Source organism: Kosakonia quasisacchari (assembly GCF_004331415.1).
GTDB lineage: Bacteria > Pseudomonadota > Gammaproteobacteria > Enterobacterales > Enterobacteriaceae > Kosakonia > Kosakonia quasisacchari.
The window spans coordinates 112,702-119,840 of sequence record NZ_SJOP01000016.1; the positions used below are offsets into that span (position 1 = coordinate 112,702).

Annotated in this window: 8 protein-coding genes; 4 read left to right on the forward strand and 4 right to left on the reverse strand. The window is 49.3% G+C overall.

Annotated elements, in window-relative coordinates:
* Positions 1–197 precede the first annotated feature (197 nt).
* Entirely contained in the window at positions 198–1,787 is a 1,590-nt protein-coding gene (locus E0L21_RS17315; RefSeq protein ID WP_131411641.1) for a methyl-accepting chemotaxis protein, read from the forward strand.
* A 241-nt stretch (positions 1,788–2,028) separates the two neighbouring features.
* Here E0L21_RS17315 and E0L21_RS17320 read toward each other — a convergent pair whose 3' ends face one another.
* Both E0L21_RS17320 and E0L21_RS17325 read right to left on the reverse strand, forming a co-directional pair.
* A complete protein-coding gene (locus tag E0L21_RS17320) occupies positions 2,029–2,883 on the reverse strand; it encodes a glycosyltransferase family 32 protein (RefSeq protein ID WP_131411643.1) in 855 nt (284 codons plus the stop codon).
* Between the two features lie 300 nt (positions 2,884–3,183).
* Positions 3,184–3,438: a hypothetical protein gene (locus tag E0L21_RS17325; protein WP_131411645.1), complete on the reverse strand. Its 255-nt coding sequence runs from the start codon at positions 3,436–3,438 to the stop codon at positions 3,184–3,186.
* Between the two features lie 395 nt (positions 3,439–3,833).
* Here E0L21_RS17325 and E0L21_RS17330 point away from each other — a divergent pair, with 395 nt between their 5' ends.
* The 3 genes from E0L21_RS17330 to E0L21_RS17340 all read left to right on the forward strand — a co-directional run bounded on the left by E0L21_RS17330 (position 3,834) and on the right by E0L21_RS17340 (position 6,329).
* Positions 3,834–5,378 (forward strand): methyl-accepting chemotaxis protein, encoded by a 1,545-nt coding sequence (locus E0L21_RS17330; protein WP_131411647.1) that lies wholly within the window; start codon positions 3,834–3,836, stop codon positions 5,376–5,378.
* 57 nt (positions 5,379–5,435) lie between these two features.
* Entirely contained in the window at positions 5,436–5,906 is a 471-nt protein-coding gene (locus tag E0L21_RS17335; protein ID WP_268886891.1) for a GNAT family N-acetyltransferase, read from the forward strand.
* A 108-nt stretch (positions 5,907–6,014) separates the two neighbouring features.
* Positions 6,015–6,329 carry a PTS sugar transporter subunit IIB gene (locus E0L21_RS17340; RefSeq protein ID WP_131411651.1) on the forward strand — a complete coding sequence of 105 codons (315 nt, stop codon included), beginning with the start codon at positions 6,015–6,017 and terminating at the stop codon, positions 6,327–6,329.
* A gap of 71 nt (positions 6,330–6,400) precedes the next feature.
* On the opposite strand, the gene E0L21_RS17345 is transcribed toward E0L21_RS17340, so the two are convergent.
* Together E0L21_RS17345 and leuE are read right to left on the reverse strand one after the other, a co-directional pair.
* Positions 6,401–6,691: a hypothetical protein gene (locus tag E0L21_RS17345; protein WP_131411653.1), complete on the reverse strand. Its 291-nt coding sequence runs from the start codon at positions 6,689–6,691 to the stop codon at positions 6,401–6,403.
* Between the two features lie 16 nt (positions 6,692–6,707).
* A partial coding sequence (leuE, locus tag E0L21_RS17350) for a leucine efflux protein LeuE (protein WP_131411655.1) occupies positions 6,708–7,139 on the reverse strand: 432 nt, incomplete at its 5' end.

Here is a 7,139-nt window from a genome sequence, read left to right on the forward strand (position 1 = left end):
GCCTGACTGTTGTATTTCGCAACAGTCAGGCTTTGTCACGAAAATGTCATAAAACACCGAAGATATTCTCCTTCAATAACTTAACGCCAATTTTGCTCACCGGGCCGTTTTCCCCCATTAAAGCTGGGCTTAAACCCGTCGATATTGCTGGTGTGCGCTCTATTTTGCGCCTCACTGACTATGGGAAGTATCGATTGATGAAGCTCAACCACCTCACTATCGGGCAACGGCTCGGTTTCCTGGCGGCCATTCTTTTACTGGCAACGCTGTTTATGGGTATTCGCGGGTTGTCGATTAACGCCAGCGGATTAGTACAAAACCAACAGATCATGGCCACGGAGAAGGTGGTTGCGGACAGTATCGACACGGCCCGCAACGCGCAAGTACAGTTTAAAATTCAGGTTCAGGAGTGGAAAAACACCTTGCTGCGCGGCGCACAAGGACAGCAAGCGTTCGACAAGTATAAAAACGCCTTTGTCGAACAGAGCCAAAAAACGCAGGCACTATTAAAAACGCTCAGCGAACTGTTGCCGCAAATTGGCCTCTCCAATACCGAGGCCGTCAAAACCATCGCGCTGCATGCTGAGCTGGAAAGCCAGTATCTGGCTGCGCTGCAACAATACAATGTTCAGAACATTACCAGCGCCCAACGTGTCGACCATCTGGTGACGGGAATCGATCGTGAGCCAACACGGATGATTGATGAGATGGTCGCCAGCACGCTGAAACAAGCGGAGCTTATCCGTGCGCAGACCGACACGCGTAGCCATGAGCATTACCAGCAGACACGCCTGATGCTCATGCTGGTGATGGTATTCACGTTGATGGTCGGCATGCTGATCACCTGGTGGCTGATCCGCAGTATCACTCACCCTCTGGCGCAGGCGGTATCGGTTGCCCGCAATGTCGCAGCCGGTGACTTACAGTCTGCTATCGTGGTGTCCGGGCGCGATGAAACCGCCGAGCTGATGCACGCCCTGCAGGAGATGAACGGTAACCTGACGCGTATCGTTACCGGAGTACGTTCCGGTACAGAAACGATTGCCGGTGCGTCGCAGCAAATCGCCAGCGGCAGCCGTGAGCTTTCGTCGCGTAATGAAGCGCAGGCCAGCGCGCTGGAACAAACGGCGGCGTCGATGGAAGAGCTCACGTCAGTAGTAAAAAACAACGCCGAGAATTCGCGTGTCGCCAGCGATATCACCCGGGAAGCAACCCGTGTGGCAAACCAGGGCGGCGAAGTGGTTGAACAAGTAGTCACCACAATGAGTGAAATTAATCTGCTCTCTGGCGAAATCAGCAACATTATTGGCGTTATCGACAGTATCGCCTTCCAGACCAATATTCTGGCGCTGAACGCTGCCGTTGAGGCCGCGCGCGCAGGAACCGAAGGGCGCGGCTTTGCGGTTGTTGCAGCAGAAGTCCGGGCGCTGGCGCAACGCTCCGCGACAGCGGCGAAAGAGATCAGTGATTTGATCCAGCGCTCAGTCAGCCGTATTGATGAAGGCAATAAGCTGGTGAAAAACGCCGGTAACGCCATGGAAGAGATCATGCAAAGCGTGGGACGCGTCAGCCAGTTGGTGGAGACGATTTCGCTGGCCAGTAATGAGCAAAGTACGGGCATCGATCAGGTGCACATCGCCATTACCCAGATGGATGCCGCCACACAGCAGAACGCTACGCTGTCGCAGGAATCTTCGGCCGCCGCGCACGCAATGCAGCAGCAGGCAGAGAATTTGTTGGAGATGGTGCAGATTTTCAAACTGCATGAGCAGCGCAACCCAGCATAGCTCGCGGTGACTCGCTCCTGACACAGCGCAGGGGCTGTTCAATCAGTAAGAGTGATGAATTAATACGCTGATCATAAATTTTATCAATCCATCCGCAGAAAAATTTGCGTTTGCGCTCTTTATGCCAATAGGTTATAAAGTGCGCAAGTGATGGATATACGCTTTAACAATCTCAAAAAAATCTTCGCTGGCAGTTTTGATGTCGAAACTGCCATCTTTCTTTTTACTTTCTCTCTTCCCTTCAGATACATCTCGACTTCAGCTTGCCCAGCACCTTCTTACTCTCATTAATCGTGTTTTTCTTCAAACGCCAGAACGGGAAAATGAAAGCGCGCCAGAGCAGATAATAGAAATGATCGGCCCCGGTCAACGTAACAACAGGCGATCGTAACTTGCTATAGTGGCTTGTATTGAATTGCTTAATGGTTTTTTTGCTGACATTGCGGTAAACCAGCCCGACATTGCGGTGGTTTTCCTGCTGACGAAAACGCGCACACTTACGCACTTTTTCAATACCCAGCGTAAACGGGATCGGCCCGGTGGTATTTAACACCCCCCGCATTCCCACCCCATAGCGCCACGGTTTATAGCGTTTGAGTCGGTCAACGACCTCATCTATAACGGCTTTAATATAAGGCGAAGCAGGTGCGACAATAATATTCCATTGCTGGTACTCTCCATTTTTGAGAAAAGCGAGCTCATCATGCTTGCCCATATTATTATCGCAACCCTGCGGTTTATTATCCCAGTTACATAATAATATTTCGCAATCTGGCGGAATAACTTCGCTAAACGGAACAGTACAAGAGCTTTTGATATCTAAATAAACGCCACCTTCGCGATACATCAATAAATAACGGAAAAAATCCGCGCGCGCTGCGCCATACTGCGGGTTTATTTTTTGGTATAACGCCAGCATCTCCTGGCCATAGTGAGCATGTAGATAGGCCAGCATCTTTTCTTCGTCGTAAAAATAATATTCCCAGCCGGGATTTAATTGCCTGAGTCTTTCGATGGAGGCATGCACCTCGGTCGGTAGCGCTGCCATCCCCTTGGTGTAGACCTGGTGGATTTTATGCGGGATCGTATTCATCATCTATCCTAAGCTCATTAACTTTAAATACCTGAAAGGTAAAAACATAAAAAACTCTAAAGTATGAGAAAAAAGATAATGCGTTAATCTGACATTAGCATTACGCAGGGTCGGATAATTGTCTTGCAGAATCGTCTGCAACTGCCCTTGCGTATTCTTCAGTAAGTGGAGAGCGAATTTAACTTAAGGTTCTGTATGGCAACAGAAAAACGTCTTTTCAGGTGGAAAATGCCCGACCTGATAAAAATGTGAAGGTTAGCGTCAACTCGCCCGCAAGGGGCGAGCCACGCACGCTGGCGCTGTTTAATGAGTACGCAGGATATAGCTTATGGCATCCTGTTCCGATAGCCCGTACCCCTTCATAAAAACATCCATCGACTCATCTTGCGTCTCATTGAATAACGTTCCGCCGCCGCTGGTCTGCAACTCGCCGGACACGACATCGCCCCTTTCAACATCGTAGCTCCCCAGTAGCTCCGCGACAGCGAACTCTCCCTTCTCGTCGCGAATAACAATAAAACCAATACGGTGTTCGTGATGAACGACAGTACCTTTCATATGAAAAATCCTTTCGTTGTTGTTCATTTCAGATTAGCTGAATCCGTACGCAGCGGAAATGCTCATTGCTGTTTTTAGTGAGCCAGAGAACGATTCAGCTATTTCTTTATGTGCCTTATCCTAAATATTCGTCAGCACACTAACTATCTAGCGTGTCCAGAAACGATCTTTCTGACCAGGTGATAAAAATTCAGGATATAGAATATTTTCTTCACCCGGACATAATTAAAGCACTTTTATTTTGTATGGCTATGTTTATGGCGTAAAACCTCTTTTTGTTTTACGGTTATCAGAAGCGTGTCAAAAAATATAAAGCTCTGAGTGAACCATGCCGTAAATAGATATAAGAATTTAGAAATTTCCAATGCCCTCCCTTTTTCTCGAGAATACTCACTATGCGCAACAATGAACCCGTTACACAGCAAGAGTACGTTTTCGATAATGATGCAACGTTAATGTCCACCACCGATCCGGAGAGCTACATCAATTATGCCAATGATGCATTTATTGATGTCAGCGGCTTCTCGCTGGAAGAGATCAAAGGCCAGCCGCATAATCTGGTGCGCCATCCGGATATGCCAAAGCAGGCGTTTGCCGATATGTGGTCGACCTTGAAACAGGGAGAACCCTGGACAGCGCTGGTAAAAAACCGTCGCAGTAATGGCGACCATTACTGGGTGCGCGCTAACGCGATTCCGGTAATTCGTCAGGGTAAAGTGAAGGGCTACATGTCGGTGCGTACCCGACCAGCGGCAGAAGAAGTCACTGCCGCCGAAGAGGTTTATCGCCAGTTTCGCGAAGGCCAGGAGAGCGGCCAACGTTTCCATAAAGGGTTGATTATCCGCACGGGCTTGATGCGCTGGCGCTCACTGTTTGTCACCATGCCTCTACGCTGGCGGCTACGTTCAGCGTTGATCATCGCGCTGCTATTCAGCCTTGCCGCTGCCTGGGGGCATGATCTGACGCCCGGTCAACTGGTCAGTTTCGCCAGTTTCATGACGCTACTGCTGCTGTGTATCAATATCTGGCTGGAGCTGCAAATTGTCCGGCCGATCGAGCGCTTGTGCCGCCAGGCTTTACAAGTGGCCAGTGGCGAAGCACATCAAGTAGATCAACTCAATCGGGTAGATGAAGTCGGTATGACATTGCGCGCGATCAGCCAGCTCGGGTTGATGTTCCGCTGGCTGGTCAACGATGTCAGCGGCCAGGCGATGACCGTCTTAAAAGCCTCGGAGTCTCTGCGGCAAGGGAATGATGACCTGAGCCGCCAGACAGAACAGGCGGCGGCAAACGTTGAGCAAACGGCCGCGACGATGAATGAATTAACCGCCACGGTAAAAAGTAATCGGGAGACAGCCGCCGAAGTCACCGTCTTGTCGCAAGGGACGCGCGATGCTGCGCAGCAAGGTGGTCAGGTGATGCACCAGATGATAGAAATGATGTCGGCGATTGCGGAAAGCTCACGGCAAATCGCCAGTATCACCAGTATTATCGACAGCATCGCGTTTCAGACGAACATTCTGGCGCTGAACGCGGCGGTTGAGGCAGCGCGAGCAGGTGAACAAGGTAAAGGGTTTGCCGTCGTTGCAGGAGAGGTACGCAGTCTGGCACAGCGCAGCGCGCGTGCCGCCAGCGAAATCAAGGCGTTGATTGAAAATAGCGTTACGCATGTTAATTCCGGCAGTCAACTGGCAGACGACGCAGGAAAAACCATGAAGGAGATCGTTAAGCAAGTGCAAAATGTGACCTTGCTGATAGCACAGATCAGCGCGGCAACTGCCGAGCAGGCATCGGCCTTGAGTGAAGCCAGCCTGGCGGTGGAGGATCTGGACAAGATCACCCACCAGAATGCGCAACGAGTACAAGAAGGAGCGGAAGCGACCGGTCGCATGAACCAGCAGGCCATTCGCCTGGCGGAAGCGATATCGGTATTTCAGTAATCCTATGCGAGAAAAGATCCGGGCGTAAGACACCCGGATGACATATTGAGGTTGAAAATGATTCGGTTACGTCCCATGTCAGCGGCTGAATTCGCTGATTTTGTTGCTTATTTTGTCCCTGATTATGCGGCTGAAATTTCAGCAAATTATCGTTTATCCCTCGCGGACGCGACAGAACAGGCCAAGCGAGAAATCGAAACAAGTTTGCCTGCGGCGCAGAAAACACCAGGCCATTCGTTGACGACCATTACGTTTGTCGACAACGGCATTACACAGGTTGTGGGATCGCTGTGGTACAGGGCTGACTTTATCGATAAATCCGCTTTTATTTATGATTTTTTTCTCCGTCCTGCCTTTCGCGGCAAAAGTCTTGGAAGCCAGGCGATGCAATGCCTGGAATCAAAACTTAGCGCGGCGGGAATTCGGCAAATTAAACTTCGCGTGGCGGCCGAAAACGAACATGCCAGGAAAGTCTATGAAGCGAATGGTTACCAGATTACTGGCTATAACATGAATAAACTGCTTTGAATCATGCCTGCATAAACTTTCGTATTAAGTGGTGTAAACCTGGATATTGCGCTCATTTTCTCGCCAACGGCGGGCATAGTGTGGTCGCAACTACCACAGGAGGCACCTATGAAAAAATTATTGATATGTTGTCTTTTTGGCAATACCGCTACATCACTGGCCAAAAAGATGCAAAAAGCGGCTAATGAGCATGGTTATTCATTGCTCGTCAGTGCTGTCGGTGTGGATAACTTCGCCAGCGTCGCCCCTGCTTTTGACTGTTTTTTGGTTGCACCACACATCCAGTACAAACTTGATGAACTCAAAAGCCACATTGCTGAAGAAGCGCCCATTGCCATTATTGAAAGCTACCCTTTCGCGTCGATGGATGGAGAGAAGGTGTTGAAGTTTGTAATGGATCATATGCCTGAATTAACGCAATAAGCCCGTGAAAGCCACGTATTCAGACGTGGCTTTTCAGCGGTGAGTATTCTCAGGTCATTGAGCAGGAATGACTATTTCCGAAAAAAATAAGCGGCCATCATTTTCAAAAGGTGGATAACCATGGGCAGCAAGACAATGACCTGGAAAAAATGGACAGCATAGGTTGAAAATTGCATCACACCTGGTGCGGTTAAATACTCCATCATCGGCGTATAGATCACGACCTGCCACGCCAAAAGATACAGCCCAATCAACAGCGCAAAAACCACAACGCTATAAAGCATAAATTTGGCCAGTTGTTTCCCACTCAATATATAACTACAGCGGAAAGCATTTCGGTAAGTTGCGATATAGAAACGCATTTTATTGCCCCAGGGTTCAGGATTGCAGTGTCGCCAGCCGTGCAGCGAAACCAACAAAAACCAGCCCCAGCAGTGAGTTACCCAACCGGGTGAGTTTCTTCTTGGTTTTTACCCACTGTGTGAGATACGAACCTGAAACAATGAGGAAACTGAAATAGCAGAAACTGATCAGCTCCAGCGTACTGGCGAGGATAAAGAATGACATTCCAGGTCTTGCATAGGTAATGTCGATAAATTGCACAAAGAAGGACACATAAAACAAAATCGCTTTCGGATTCGTCAGGCTTAATATCAGCGCACGCTTGAAGATTTCACCTTTCTGCACGTCGTGATGGCCCTCTTCTTTCGCGCTGCGTTTAAGCGTGCTGTACAACATTTTGATGCCAAGGTAGAGCAGATAAAACGCCCCCAGATAGCGAACAATGTTGAACAATACTGGCGTGGTTTT